Here is a 13673-nt window from a genome sequence, read left to right as displayed (position 1 = left end):
GCTGACTCAAAAGGTCGGAAAAAACTACTCCCGTTTGCTCGACTCCCGACAAACTAACGCCTGCTCGACTGTTTCGTCAGAGCCGACATTGCAGCAGCGACAGCGAAAGCCCGCTTCGTCCGCAGACTGTGAGTTCGATCATCTCCGGATTTCGCACGCGCAGCGAATGGCCGGTAAGCGGGCTGCGACCGCAGCATAGTGAAGGTAGGGCGGGTCCGTTCTGGGCTGGCTGCCGTCATCAGCTCACGGCAGACCAGGTAGGGTCTCACTGTGATCTTGCTGCTGCACCGCCGCAAGGCAGCTTGGAGCCCACTTTACTTAATTTCTGCAATGCAGCTAATGCCTCCTACCATGATAGAGCCCAAACCGTTCAACTACCATTTGGGTTTTGAACGGGGTTCGTGGCAGCTTCAAAATATATGGTTTTCGTCTGTCCCGAACGCGAGCAGTTTTGAGGTGCTTCGATAGAAATCGAATTTCTAAATTAGTTGCCCAAGATCATATTTCCAAAACCGTTGAACGGTTGCATCGTTCTTGTGTCAACTCCACGAGTTCGATCTCGGTCAAAACCCAAGCCACCGCCTGGGCTGATGGAAAGACCTCCACCTGGACCAATTGATTGTCCACCGCCTGGGCCGATGGAAAGACCTCCACCTGGACCAATTGATCGTCCACCATCTGGGCCGATGGAAAGACCGCCACCCGGACCAATTGATCCACACCCACCTGATGCGATACTTCCGGGGATGCAGGTGCGCCATGACTGTGCGCTTGCAGATGAAGCGACAATCGAGGCGGCTAAAATTAGGACGAGGTGTTTAGGCACAACAGCCTCCGATATAAAAGAATGAGCGTAAACCGCAGACCTAAATTATTCAAGATTCATGAATTTAACGTTCAAAAATCGCCGTTATTGTAAGACTGCCGAAAGCGGTCTTTGGCGCAGTCGAAGCGAATGACTGCTACGTCCGCTCAGCAGACCTTTCACCCTCCGAAAATGCTGCACGATGCACGAATGGCCGGTCTGGTGAAGCTGCGCTGCAGCGTCGGTCACCTTGGTGAGAGTCCGGTTTGGGCTGGGCAGCCGCCATTAGACGTACTTTGCACCAACGGCGGCTACGCACAGCATCAGGGAGAATGGTGAATGGACCGGTCGCTTCCCGTCAAAGAGTCACTTCTGATACGTAGGCTTATCTACCAGCCCATCGAGTAATACTCTTAGCCACCCTCAATGCTCCCTGTTTGCGCATAACCTGATCTGGATCACGGATGGCCTTTGAGAACTGGCCCGCCAGCTCAGACCCTTTGCCAATTTTGGCGCGGATATATCCCAGGGCCTCTTCAAGCTCCTCAGTGGCAACATCCCTTTCGGCGCATTCCTCTGCCGCCTGATTGATGACATGAAGCGCAGCTTTCAGGCTTGCTGTGCTCAGAATTTCTTCCGACCAGCTCCCTCCGAAGGCCACATTTGAGAGTTGTTTTTTTATATCAGTCATGAGAACAAATATAGAACACTTCACCCTGATTGAACAGATGCCGAGTTTTGATCATGACCCCTATGCGCTGTCTATATCTTGATATGAACGCATTTTTTGCCAGCGTTGAGCAACAGGTAAACCCGCGACTCAGGGGGCGCCCGGTGGCCATCACCGCATTGCATACAGGACCGCACAACAACTGGGCCGGCGCAGTTGTCGCCGCGAGTTATGAGGCCAAGGCGCAGGGCGTAAAAACCATTATGCGCGTTGCTGAGGCACGTCAAATCTGCCCCGACATTGTGTTTCTGCAGGCCCGGCACAAGCTATATGCCCGCGCCAACCAAGCCATCTCAAAGGCCATCAACAAGATCGCAGAAGTGGAGCGGGTCCGCTCAATTGATGAACTGCAAATCGGCCTTGGTGGGCGCACCAGCAGATTGCCTGCGGCGATGGATCTTGCTCGGGATATCAAACGGGTGATCCGGGATGATGTTGGTTCTGTCATGCGGTGCTCAATCGGGATCGGCCCCAATCAGCTTCTGGCAAAGATTGCTGGTAAGCTTGAAAAGCCTGACGGGCTGCAATGGCTCGCGCCCGAAAACATGCCGCGTGCAATTTCCCACCTTAAACCCGATGATTTACCTGGGATCTCCAGGCGGATGCAGGAGAGGCTATCAAAGGCGCACGTCTGGGGAATAGAGGAGCTTTATGCCCTGGATCCACGGCACGCCCGCAAAATCTGGCGATCTGTTGAGGGGGAACGCTTTGTGCGCGCCTTGCAGGGGGAAAACATCCCACTCATCGAAACATCGCGCGGCGGATATGGGCAGTCAAAGGTTCTGGCCCCTGAATACAGACCTGCACCGAAGGCGCATCTCGTGGGGCGCTGGCTTACTGAAAGAGCCGTAGCTCGGATGCGCCGCGATGGCTATTGTGCTGGCCGCATATCCATCCACGCCAGTCTGTGGAAACGCCAAGGGCACCATTGGCAGCAGACCTTGACCCCGACACAGGACACCCGCGCGTTTCTCGCCATTTACGACAAGCTGACCGCACGCTTTGCCATGGGGAGGGAGTACACAACTTCAATCAGCATAAATCTTACGAATTTGGTTCTTCTCAAAGACAGAAGCGGTGAGCTGTTTCTGCCCCTGGAGCCAGGAAAAGCTAGCCGCTCCGAACGGCTGTCTACGACCATTGACCACATCAACCGCCGCTATGGAAAGATAGTTATCAAACACGGGGTTCAACAAGAACACCTTGGTTTTTTTGACAGGGGATAGCATGGCCTCAATTAGCACTTCGTCCAGCTGCAAAAGCGTCGGTTGGGAACCGTCAGCCGTAACCTGGATAGACTGGTGCAAAAGGTGTTCCCCCGTTCATTCTTTGTTCTCGATTTGTCAGGGGGAAATAATCCCGTTAACCTAATGAAAGCTAGTCATTTCGACTGAATTCAAAATCCCCCGCTGGTGACAGCGTGCCGGTTCGAGTCCGGCCTTGGGTACCGTATTTTTCAAGGGCTTGCGTTGCTAAGTTAATGCAAGCCCTTGAGAGCCTCCTAAAAAATCCCCATCACTTCCGCCATTCCCTGTTCGTTCACCTTCTGTCGGCGAGATTTCAAAATTTTCTGCTGCGCCGGTAAGAAATGACCAGGCGTTGCCACGAATGCGCTGCGGGTTTATTTCCCGCAAGAGATTTTCCCGATCAAATGGCCCAGTAGGCGGGGTCAAACTCAGTGCTATCTTCATCAGACGGGAGCGGAATGTAGCTCTCCCTTCACTTAAGGTCCTGACCCTAATGGCCGTCCCATGGTAGCATTGATGGATGGAGGAGGTGGACATGTCGGATGCGATCACTTTTGCACACCGGTATCAATCTGTTTTGGTTCCGGTTATTTTCGAGCCTTGGGCAAGAGAGTTAATGCGGCGCGCTGATCCAAGACCTGGCGAGCATATTCTGGACCTCGCTTGCGGTACCGGCGCCGTAACGAGGGAGGTGGCAAGGCGGGCACACAGTCTCGGTCGTCTGACCGCAGTCGATCACAGCGCCGAGATGCTTGGCGTCGCTCAATCACTCGCTGATGAAGCCGGACTGGACGTTGAATGGGTGGAGGCCGACGCTGCCGCGCTGCCCTTTGCTGACAACCGGTTCGATCTTGCCCTCTGCCAGCAGGCCCTGCAATTCTTCCCGGACAAGCCGGGCGCGTTACGGGAACTGTGGCGTGTGCTAAGACCTGAGGGGCGCGCGGTTTTTTGTGTTCAGCGAGAGCTGGCTGTCAATCCGATGCTCAAGGCGCAGGCCGATGCACTTGAAACGCATGTCGGTGCGGAAGCCGCCGCCGCTGTGGCCGCCATATGTAGCCTTCCGGACGGGGCCGCGCTGAAAGACCTATTCGAGGGGGCTGGTTTTCGGGATATCAAGGTAGAGTCTGTCACCCTTGACCTTCAGCATCCGGATGCAGCGGCCTTCGCTGCAGGCGCGATGGGCGGAATGCACACCGGCGACAAGCTTGCGGGCCTGGCAGACAGAGCCATTGATCGTGCGGTGAAGGCATTCCTCGCAGGCCTGGGCGACTGTCTGGACGGTCGCTCTCTGCGGTTTCCACATGTGGCCAACGTCATCGTCGCGATGCGCTGAAACATAGGAAGCATCGGTTTCCAGGGGTTCCGTGATTCGCTTATGCCGCCCCTTTTTTCAAAATCCATGTCGGCACAATGTAAGCAGCGCAACCGCGTGTTGGTACGGTCCTGGCGAATGTGGTCGTGCCAAAAGCATTGTTTGTCACATTCCTGTTTTGAATCATCTGTATCCCTTCTGGAAACGTTTCCACTCAAACTGGACAAGCTGAGCAGATGGGCCACCGGCAAAAGGTTACGATCAAAGATGTCGCGCGTGAGGCCGGGTGCGGTATCGCTACGGCCAGCCGGGTTCTGAACAAATCCGGTTCCGCCAGTGCAGAGGTGCGCGAACGTGTCGAGACGGCGGCGCGCGAGCTTGGGTTTTCGTTCAGCGCCATCGGACGTGCGCTGCAGGGCGGGCGCAGTATGACGATTGGCTGCCTGGTTCCCTCGCTCGCCAACCCGGTTTTCGCCGAAGCTGTGCAAGGCGTGCAAGACGTGCTGTCGGGGGCTGGATACCAGCTTTTGATCGCAAGTTCGAACTATGACGGCGACGCAGACAATGAGGCGATTGCGACACTTGCGGCGAAGGATGTCGATGGTCTCATCGTGACAATGGTGGCCCCCGAACGCAGCGCGGCCTTGATGCTGGCGCGTCGGCGCGGGCTGCCGGTGTCGCTGATGTTTCATGATCCGATCGATGGCTTCCTCTCTGCCCATGTCGACAATTTCGCTGCAGCGCGCGACGTCGCGCAGCGGTTCGCCGCCCTGGGCCACACGAACACCGCCTTTCTAGCCTTGCGGTTTTCCAGTTCGGACCGCTCGCGCAACCGGTATGCTGGATTTCGCGCGGAATGCCGGGCAAGGGGACTGCCGGATCCGGTCCTTATTGAACTGACCGAGGCCGAGGCCAACACGCCCGAGACGCTGGCGGGAATTCTAGCCTCACTTGGCGGGCTGACAGCCATCTTTGCGTCGAATGATTTCCTGGCCATCGCGGTGCAAAAGGCCACCCGCCTGATGGGAAAGAGTGTGCCAAAGGATCTGTCCGTGGTGGGTTTTGACGGGATTGAAATAGGTCGCCTGCTTGATGTGCCCCTTGCCACGATCGAGACCGCACCAGATGCCATGGGCCGACAGGCCACGCATACCCTATTGGATTTGCTGCAAGGAAAGGCCTGAGTGCAGCCGCCCGCCTTGCCCTTTGATTTCCGTCTGGGGGCCACGCTTGGCCGCCCCCACATGGAAAGCCGTGACGGTGACCAGGTTGCCCCCTGATCACCGTCTGTTCACTCGCTCAAGACCGATCTCAAACAAGGATGAACCCATGAAATATACTGCTCTTATGGTGCTTTTCGCAACCGCCATCGCTTCCCCCGCCGCGGCAGAAGATGCGATCTGCTACAACTGCCCACCGCAGTGGGCCGATTGGGCCTCGATGCTCGACGCCATCGACAAAAAGCTCGACATCCAGATGCCGCATGACAACAAGAACTCTGGCCAGACCCTGAGCCAGCTTTTGGCCGAACGGGCAAGCCCTGTGGCCGATGTTGCCTACTATGGCGTGACCACAGGCATCAAGGCGGGCAATGAAGCAGTGGCGCAGGCCTACAAGCCTGAAGGGTTCGACGAGATCCCCGAAGGTCTGAAGGATCCCGAAGGCAAGTGGTTTGCCATCCATTATGGCTCGCTCGGCTTTTTCGTGAATGTCGACGCGCTGGGTGGTGCCGAGGTTCCGCAGTGTTTCGCCGATCTGAACAAGCCGGAATATCGTGGCATGGTTGGCTATCTGGACCCGTCGTCCGCCTTTGTCGGCTATGCGGGCGCAGTTGCGGTCAACCAGGCCTTTGGCGGGGATCTGACCAATTTCGACCCGGCTATCAAATACTTCAATGAGCTTGGCAAAAATGATCCGATCGTGCCCAAGCAGACATCTTACGCACGCGTTGTCTCTGGCGAAATCCCCATCCTCTTTGATTACGACTTCAACGCCTATCGCGGTAAATACGAAGAAGACGGCAATTTCGAGTTCGTGATGCCCTGCGAAGGATCGGTTCGCGTGCCCTATGTCATGAGCCTCGTTGCTGATGCGCCAAACCCGGACGCGGGCAAGCGCGTGTTGGATTATATCCTGTCGGATGAGGGCCAGGCAATCTGGACCAACGCCTATCTGCAGCCTGCACGCCCGGTTGAACTGCCCGCAGAGGTTGCGGATAAATTCCTGCCGGCCAGCGCATATGAACGTGCTGTGGCGGTTGACTATGCCCAGATGGAAAAAGCGCAGGCCGGGTTCGGCGAACGCTATCTGGCTGAAGTTGATTAAGCGACATGCCTGACTTTGGGTGGGGCGCTGTGCCGTCCCGCCCATCCTTATCCGACCGGCCCTTGCCGGATACCTTGGTTTCGGGAGATGTCGCTGTGAAGCAACGCCAATTCCTATCGCTATGCCTTTTGCCGCTGGTGATCTTTACGCTGGCCTTTCTGGCCATTCCTATTGCCCGCCTGTTCCTTGCCTCGGGTGAAAGCGCGGATGGCTGGGCCATTTACCTGCGCATCCTGCAAACCCCGCGCTACCTGTCGGCGTTGATGCAAACGGTGGTCGTTTCGCTTGCGGTAACGGCTGCAGCCTTGGTGATTTCGACAACGGCTGGGCTCTATCTGGTGCGCAATCAGTTTCCGGGCCGCAATGTGCTGCTGTCGACGCTGACCCTGCCACTGGCCTTTCCCGGTGTTGTCGTGGGCTTCCTGATCATCCTGCTGGGCGGGAGACAGGGCTTGGTCAATCAAATTCTGCCAGGGTATTGGGTGTTTGCCTATTCGGTCACGGGGCTGTTCCTGGGCTATCTCTATTTCTCGATCCCGCGTGTGTTGCTTACGGTGATGGCCGCTGCGGAAAAGATCGACCCGACCCTGGAAGAGGCGGCAAAGACGCTTGGCGCGCCCTCTTGGCGGATCGTCACGGATATTTTGCTGCCAGCGCTGTCGCCGGCTCTGATCGCGGCGGGGGCCATCGCCTTTGCAACCGCCATGGGCGCGTTTGGCACCGCCTTTACCTTGGCCACCGATATCGATGTGTTGCCGATGGTCATCTATACGGAATTCACCCTGTCCGCGAATATCGCCATGGCCTCGGCCCTGTCGGTGGTTCTGGGCCTGGTCACATGGGTACTGCTGCTGATTGCACGCAGCCTGTCCGGTGAAACCATTGCGGCGGGGGGCTAGGGCAATGAAATCCCTGACAAGATCCATCCCGATGGTCGTCACACTTCTGGCCTGTGCCTTTTTGTTCATCCCGATCATGCAATCGGTATTGGCGGGTCTGACCGTTAATTATTTCAGGGGCCTGTCCTCGGGGCTGACCCTGAAATGGGTTGGCCAGGTTTGGCAGCTTTATTCCAGCAGCATTTTTCTGTCGATCTGGCTGGCGCTGGCCTGTCTGGTTGTCACCCTGATCCTTGGCGTGCCGGCGGCCTACGCGCTGGCGCGCAACCCTGGCCGGGCCTCGCGTATCTTGGAGGAACTCATCTCTCTGCCGCTGGCCATTCCGGGGCTCGCCATCGCACTGGCGCTTTTGCAGCTTTATGGCAGCTACCACGGGTTTCGCACCCATTGGAGCTTCATCCTAATTGGCCATGTCCTTTACACACTGCCTTTCATGGTGCGGTCTACCCTGTCGGTACTGGCCACGATCGACCTCACGACACTGGAAGAAGGTGCGGCCTCTCTTGGTGCAGGCCCCCTGCGCCGGTTTTTCGACATCGTCGTGCCCAACGCCTTGCCCGGCATTCTGGCTGGCGCACTGACCGTCGTTACCCTGTCGATTGGCGAATTCAATCTGACCTGGATGTTGCACACGCCCTATCTGAAAACCCTGCCCGTGGGACTTGCCGACAGCTATGCCTCTATGCGGCTCGAAGTGGCCTCGGCCTATACGCTGGTCTTCTTCGTGATCATCGTACCGCTTTTGATGGCCATGCAATGGGCCAGCGCCCGCGCTCAAAGGAATATGCAATGACGCTGACACTTACCAATATTGCCAAGACCTTTCCCGGTGGCACCAAGGGGCTGCTGCCCACCGACCTGGAAATCGCAAAGGGCGAGATCCTGTCGCTTCTGGGGCCATCGGGGTGCGGCAAGTCCACGCTGCTGCGGATCATCGCCGGACTGGAAACCCCCGACGCGGGCGCCAGGATTGTGTTTGACGGAGAAGATGTGACCCAACAATCGGTCGAAACCCGCAAGATCGGCATGGTATTTCAATCCTATGCGCTGTTTCCCAACATGTCGGTGCGGGGCAATATCGGCTACGGGCTAAAGATTCAGGGCTTGCCCAAGGCTGACATCGACAGGCGGGTGAACGAGGTCATCGCGCTGTGTCGCCTGACCGATTACGCCGACAGGGCGATCACCGTACTGTCGGGCGGCCAGCGCCAACGGGTTGCATTGGCGCGCGCCATGGCGCCGCGCCCACGCGTGCTGTTGCTGGACGAACCGCTTTCCGCGCTTGATGCCGCGTTGCGCGGCCAGCTGCGCGACGAACTGCGGCTGCTGTTGCGCCAGTTCGGGATCACCGCGATCTTTGTCACCCACGACCAGGACGAGGCCATGGCCATTGCCGACCGTGTGGCGGTAATGAGCCTCGGAGAGGTGGCCCAGATTGGCACGCCCGAGGCGCTCTATCGTAACCCAGCCACCGGCTTTGTCGCCCGCTTCGTGGGGGATGCCATGCCGCTGCCGGGGCGGATCGAGGGTGATCAGCTGCATCTGCAAGGCGGTGTCCTGAACCTGCCGGAACCGGCTGACGGGAAAGAGGTTCTGGTTCGGGCGGAAGATATCCGGATCGATCCCACAGGCCCCATTACCGCCCGGGTCGAAGCGGTGACCTTTCTGGGCACGCACTACCGTATTGCTCTGGCCGGGGCGACCGAGGGACCGTTGTTCGCGCTGCATTCTGGCCTTAGCGCCGCCAAGCCAGGAGAGAACCTGCGCCTGTCCATCGCCGCTGAATCTCTTTTGATCCTGCCCAAAGGGGGAACCACGTGATGCCAGGATTCATCCAGATCACCGATACGCATATTGTTGCCCCTGGCGCGCTCGCCTGTGGGCGCTCTGACACCGGCCTTGCCCTGCGCCGCACCATCGAGACGATCAACGCAAAACGATCGCTGCTGGACGGGATCGACTGCGTCATCGTCACCGGCGATTTGACCGATCATGGCAGGCCCGAGGAATATGCGCATTTCGCCGCACTCATGCAGGAGCTGACCTTGCCCTGGCTGGCCGTGCCCGGCAATCATGATCGCCGCGCCGAGATGCGCGCCGCCTTTGCTGCCAAGCCCTGGATGCCGCAGAGCGGCCCCATCCATTGGTTGCGCGATTTCGGACCGTTTTCCGTGATTGCCCTGGATACGCTGCTGGAAGGTGCGCATCACGGGCATCTTGACGGCGACGGGTTTGCCTTTCTTGATGCAGCACTTGCCGCAATGGGCGATCAGCCGGTTGTCATCGCCACCCATCATCCCTGGATGCAGACCGGTATTCCCGCGATGGATGCCGACAACCTGCGAAATGGCGCGGCGCTGATTGAACGACTGGAGGCGCATCCCGCCACGGTGCGGATGCTCTCGGGCCATGTTCACCGCGCGATGACCGGCCAGATTGGCCGCATCAATTGCCAGATTGCCCCCGCGACCTGCCATGCGGTGCTGACCGATCACCGGTCCGGACCTGAGCCGCAATTGATCCTTGAACCCGGTGCCTTTAGCGTTTGTCGCTGGATTGCTGCGCCAGGCCCCGGTTTGGTGTCTGACCAGATCCCGACAGGCGTTTTCTCCGGACCCTGGCCATTTCAGGATTGATCAACCCCAGAGCGGCGAAGCGAGGCGCAGCAGACACGTTTCCATCAGGCCCCCCCCAAGTCTCCTTGTCGTCGCGACGGGCAAGACCCTTGGGGCGGCAGCTGCATTTTGCGACGCAATCTAGGCGATGGCGGCGGTATCGTGGCTGCCGGGTGGTGTCATTTTGTCTTTAGGCCATAGTCGGCAAAGGCCTGCTTTACCTCGGCCATTTCTTGCGCCCCCAGTACCTTGGGGGCGCCGATGCTCAGCGCGGTGATATAGCCCTTGGCCAGGGCTTCCAGCTCGGTCATCCGCCAGAGCGCCCGTTCCAGTGTGTCGCCGGTGACGACGGCGCCATGATTGGCCATCAAACAGCCCGCGCGATCCTGCAGCGCCGCAACCACCAGGGCAGAGAGGGCAGCGCTCCCAAACAGGGCATAGCCTGCCAGGGGCACATCATCGCCGCCAAAGGCCGCAACCATATAGTGGCAGGCCGGGATGCTCTGATGGTTCATCGCCAGGGCGGTGCAATGCACCGGGTGGGCATGAACCACCGCCATCGCCGCAGGCTTGGCGCGCAGGATATCGCGATGAAACTGCCATTCGGACGATGGTTTCATCTGGCCCGGCATCGCGGTCCCATCATCGAGCGGCAGACGCACCAGCATGTCTGGGCGCATCTTGGCATAGTCGACCCCCGAGGGCGTGATCAGAAAGCCGTCCTCAAGCCGCACAGAGATATTGCCGGAAACCCCCTGGTTCACCCCGGTTGCATTCATTTGAAGGCAGGCATCAATGATGGCCTGACGGGTTTGGCGGCTGTCGGAATAGGCCGTGGTCATCTGGCTCAAGCCTCGCTCGGGCGTGGTGATTGCGGGGGCGCGCCTGCCAGATCAGGAAACAGGCCTGCCAGTCCCGCCGCACTGGCCGGGCAGATCCCGCGTTCGGTGATCAACCCGGTGACGAGGCGATTTGGGGTGACATCAAAGGCCGGGTTGGCAACCGGCGCGCCGGGCGGTGTGACCTGTACCTCGGCAATTTTGCCCTCTGCGCCAACGCCCCAGACATGCGAAATCTCGCGCGCATCTCGTTCCTCGATCGGGATCTCTGACTGCCCTTCTGTGACACTCCAGTCGATGGTCGGCGAGGGCAGGGCGACATAGAAGGGGATGTTGTTATCCTTGGCAGCCAAGGCCTTGAGGTAGGTGCCAATCTTGTTGCAGACATCGCCTTGCCGCGTGGTGCGATCTGTGCCCACGATGACCATATCCACCTCGGCGTTCTGCATCAGATGGCCGCCGGCATTATCGGTAACATAGCTGTGGCTGATCCCATGGCTGCCCAGCTCCCAGGCGGTCAATGCGCCTTGATTACGGGGGCGGGTTTCATCCACCCAGACATGCAGCGCAATTCCGGCATCATGGGCTTGATACATCGGGCTGGTTGCGGTGCCCCAGTCGACGGTGGCCAGCCAGCCGGCATTGCAATGGGTCAAGATCCGCACCGGGCTGCCATCACTTTTCCTGGCGGCAATGTCCCGGATCAGTGTCAGCCCATGCTGGCCGATACGGCGATTGATCTCGACGTCTTCGTCGGCGATCTCATGCGCCAAGGCAAGGGCCGCCGCGCCGCGCTGATCCTGGGGCAGGGGCAGCAGCAGGTCGCGGCAACGCGTCAAGGCCCATCTCAGGTTAATCGCGGTGGGACGGGTTGCATTCAGGGTGGTCCAGGCACTGTCCAGCGCCGCGTCGCTGGGATCTTGCCGCATAGCCAATGCCATACCATAGGCAGCAGTTGCGCCAATCAAGGGCGCGCCACGTACCTGCATCTCTTTGATAGACTTCACATAATCTGACATGCTGTCGAGCTGCGCAATCTGGAAATCATGCGGCAACCACCGTTGATCAATAATTTGCAGCGACTGGGTTTCTGTGCTCCACCAGAGGGATCGGTAGGGCGTTCCGTCAACTTTCATGGGGGCCTCCTGGCTGGCTCGCCACCGCGAGCGATTTGCAAAACCTATTGTAAGGTCGCGGCGCAAACCACCACAGCCCTGCACAATTGCCTATAGGTGTCGCGGAAAATAGCCGCTGACGCAAGACCAGCCAAAGTGGCAGGCCGCCCTGGTGGCAGGGCCTCTGGCCACAAATTCGCAGGTGTGCTGGGCAACAGCGCGCGCTAAATCGCCTGCGTGCCGGGGGCGACCAATCTTAGCTACGCAAGGCTAGCAACCGCGCCCCCTGTGCAACACCTGCGGGATGGCTGGGAGCGGCGCAGCCACTTTGGGTATTTTGCCGGGTGTGTTAAGTTGGCGTTGTTGACATGGATCAAGACGTTATTGGCACAGGTAATCTAGCCCTCATCGATAGGCCGCTTGCGGCTGGGCCTGTGGCTAGTGTGATGTTCAGGTTTACAAAAAAACAGTAGTTGGGGCCGGGAAATCGATGAATCATTGCATAACGGGCTTGCACCTATATGCGACATTCTGACACAGTACGGCGACTCTCAGAGGGGGGGCTTGGGGGAAATTTGGCAGTCTTGTGTCACATGCGAGGAAACAGTCACCTCACCCCTGTTGCTTGATTTTGAACAACTTGACAGGCGTGGACTCTTGCAGGCTAGCTTGGACAGCGCGATCAGATCACCCCTTTGTCGTGGCTCTGGCCAACAGGCCGACCTGCGAAATGAGTGTGCGTAACCATCGTCGTTCCAACGCATGAACGGCGAAACTTCATGACCAATATATCGTGGGAGAAATCACATCATGAAATATTCTAAGTTGAGCATTGGCGCCGCTGTCGCCGCGACCTTCATGGCACCTGCCGTTCAGGCCCAAGAATACATCACCATCGGCACTGGTGGTGTTACCGGCGTGTATTACCCAACCGGTGGTGCAATCTGCCGCCTAGTCAACAAGAACCGCAAAGAACACGGCTTTAAGTGCGCGGTCGAATCCACTGGCGGTTCGGTGTACAACATCAACACAATCCGCGAAGGCGAGCTACAGTTTGGCGTTGCCCAGTCTGATTGGCAACACCACGCTTATCACGGCACCTCCAAATTCTCTGAGCAGGGCCCCTTTGAAGGTCTGCGCGCCGTGTTCTCTGTCCACCCAGAGCCCTTTACCGTTGTGGCGCGGGCCGATGCCGGCATCACCACCTTTGACGACCTGAAAGGTAAGCGCGTTAACATCGGCAACCCCGGTTCCGGTCAGCGCGGCACCATGGAAGTTCTGATGAACGCCAAGGGCTGGGGCATGGAAGATTTTGCCCTCGCAACCGAGCTGAAAGCCGCAGAACAGTCCGCCGCCCTGTGTGACAATCAGATCGATGCCATGGTCTACACCGTTGGCCACCCCTCCGGTTCGATCCAGGAAGCCACAACCGCCTGTGATTCCGTGCTGGTGACCGTGGATGGCGATGCCGTGACTAAGCTGGTTGGCGACAATGCCTTTTACCGCACCGCCACCATCCCCGGCGGCATGTATCGTGGCTCTGACGAAGACACCCAGACCTTTGGTGTCGGCGCGACCTTCGTGACCTCGACCGATGTTGCAGATGAAGCCGTCTATGCAGTTGTGAAATCGGTGTTTGAAAACTTCGATGCCTTCCGCAAGCTGCACCCTGCCTTTGCCCATCTGAAGCCTGAAGAGATGATCGCCGATGGTCTTTCGGCTCCGCTGCATGATGGCGCGGCGCAGTACTACCGTGAACAAGGTTGGATTGAATAATTAATCCAAC

General features: G+C 58.3%; 13 protein-coding genes. 9 read left to right on the top strand and 4 right to left on the bottom strand.

Features of this window, described 5'->3' with window-relative positions:
- Positions 1–498: 498 nt before the first annotated feature.
- A complete protein-coding gene (locus tag LRK71_RS08875) occupies positions 499–789 on the bottom strand; it encodes a hypothetical protein (RefSeq protein WP_232402720.1) in 291 nt (96 codons plus the stop codon).
- 401 nt (positions 790–1190) lie between these two features.
- On the bottom strand, positions 1191–1496 hold the full coding sequence (locus tag LRK71_RS08870) for a hypothetical protein (RefSeq protein WP_232402718.1): 306 nt from the start codon (positions 1494–1496) through the stop codon (positions 1191–1193).
- 53 nt (positions 1497–1549) lie between these two features.
- Between LRK71_RS08870 and LRK71_RS08865 the strand changes: the two genes are divergently transcribed.
- The 8 genes from LRK71_RS08865 (at position 1550) to LRK71_RS08830 (ending at position 9954) form a co-directional block, all read left to right on the top strand.
- A complete protein-coding gene (locus LRK71_RS08865; RefSeq protein ID WP_232402716.1) occupies positions 1550–2761 on the top strand; it encodes a Y-family DNA polymerase in 1212 nt (403 codons plus the stop codon).
- Between the two features lie 556 nt (positions 2762–3317).
- Complete coding sequence (locus LRK71_RS08860; protein WP_232402714.1) at positions 3318–4115, top strand: class I SAM-dependent methyltransferase; 798 nt, start codon at positions 3318–3320, stop codon at positions 4113–4115.
- Between the two features lie 215 nt (positions 4116–4330).
- Positions 4331–5278, top strand: a complete 948-nt coding sequence (locus LRK71_RS08855) for a LacI family DNA-binding transcriptional regulator (protein ID WP_232402713.1) — start codon at positions 4331–4333, stop codon at positions 5276–5278.
- A 145-nt stretch (positions 5279–5423) separates the two neighbouring features.
- The gene (locus LRK71_RS08850) at positions 5424–6419 is read left to right on the top strand and encodes an ABC transporter substrate-binding protein (protein ID WP_232402712.1); all 996 of its coding nucleotides are present in this window, start codon (positions 5424–5426) and stop codon (positions 6417–6419) included.
- 95 nt (positions 6420–6514) lie between these two features.
- Positions 6515–7318, top strand: coding sequence for an ABC transporter permease (locus LRK71_RS08845; RefSeq protein WP_232402711.1), 804 nt, complete (start codon positions 6515–6517; stop codon positions 7316–7318).
- A gap of 4 nt (positions 7319–7322) precedes the next feature.
- Positions 7323–8111 carry an ABC transporter permease gene (locus tag LRK71_RS08840; protein WP_232402709.1) on the top strand — a complete coding sequence of 263 codons (789 nt, stop codon included), beginning with the start codon at positions 7323–7325 and terminating at the stop codon, positions 8109–8111.
- Positions 8108–9139 (top strand): ABC transporter ATP-binding protein, encoded by a 1032-nt coding sequence (locus LRK71_RS08835; protein ID WP_232402708.1) that lies wholly within the window; start codon positions 8108–8110, stop codon positions 9137–9139. Before LRK71_RS08840 ends, LRK71_RS08835 begins: the two co-directional genes overlap by 4 nt.
- Entirely contained in the window at positions 9139–9954 is an 816-nt protein-coding gene (locus tag LRK71_RS08830) for a phosphodiesterase (RefSeq protein ID WP_232402707.1), read from the top strand. Before LRK71_RS08835 ends, LRK71_RS08830 begins: the two co-directional genes overlap by 1 nt.
- Positions 9955–10112: 158 nt before the next feature.
- Here the strand turns inward: LRK71_RS08830 and LRK71_RS08825 are convergent, their stop codons facing one another.
- Together LRK71_RS08825 and mtnA are read right to left on the bottom strand one after the other, a co-directional pair.
- Positions 10113–10775 (bottom strand): class II aldolase/adducin family protein, encoded by a 663-nt coding sequence (locus LRK71_RS08825; protein WP_232402706.1) that lies wholly within the window; start codon positions 10773–10775, stop codon positions 10113–10115.
- A gap of 5 nt (positions 10776–10780) precedes the next feature.
- A complete protein-coding gene (gene mtnA, locus LRK71_RS08820) occupies positions 10781–11908 on the bottom strand; it encodes an S-methyl-5-thioribose-1-phosphate isomerase (protein WP_232402704.1) in 1128 nt (375 codons plus the stop codon).
- A 789-nt stretch (positions 11909–12697) separates the two neighbouring features.
- Between mtnA and LRK71_RS08815 the strand changes: the two genes are divergently transcribed.
- Entirely contained in the window at positions 12698–13663 is a 966-nt protein-coding gene (locus LRK71_RS08815) for a TAXI family TRAP transporter solute-binding subunit (protein ID WP_232402703.1), read from the top strand.
- Positions 13664–13673: the final 10 nt, after the last annotated feature.

Source organism: Pseudophaeobacter flagellatus, assembly GCF_021228235.1.
GTDB classification, from domain to species: Bacteria; Pseudomonadota; Alphaproteobacteria; order Rhodobacterales; family Rhodobacteraceae; genus Pseudophaeobacter; species Pseudophaeobacter flagellatus.
The sequence above is the reverse complement of the archived record's forward strand: the minus strand, read 5'-3'. Positions and strand labels throughout refer to the sequence as shown.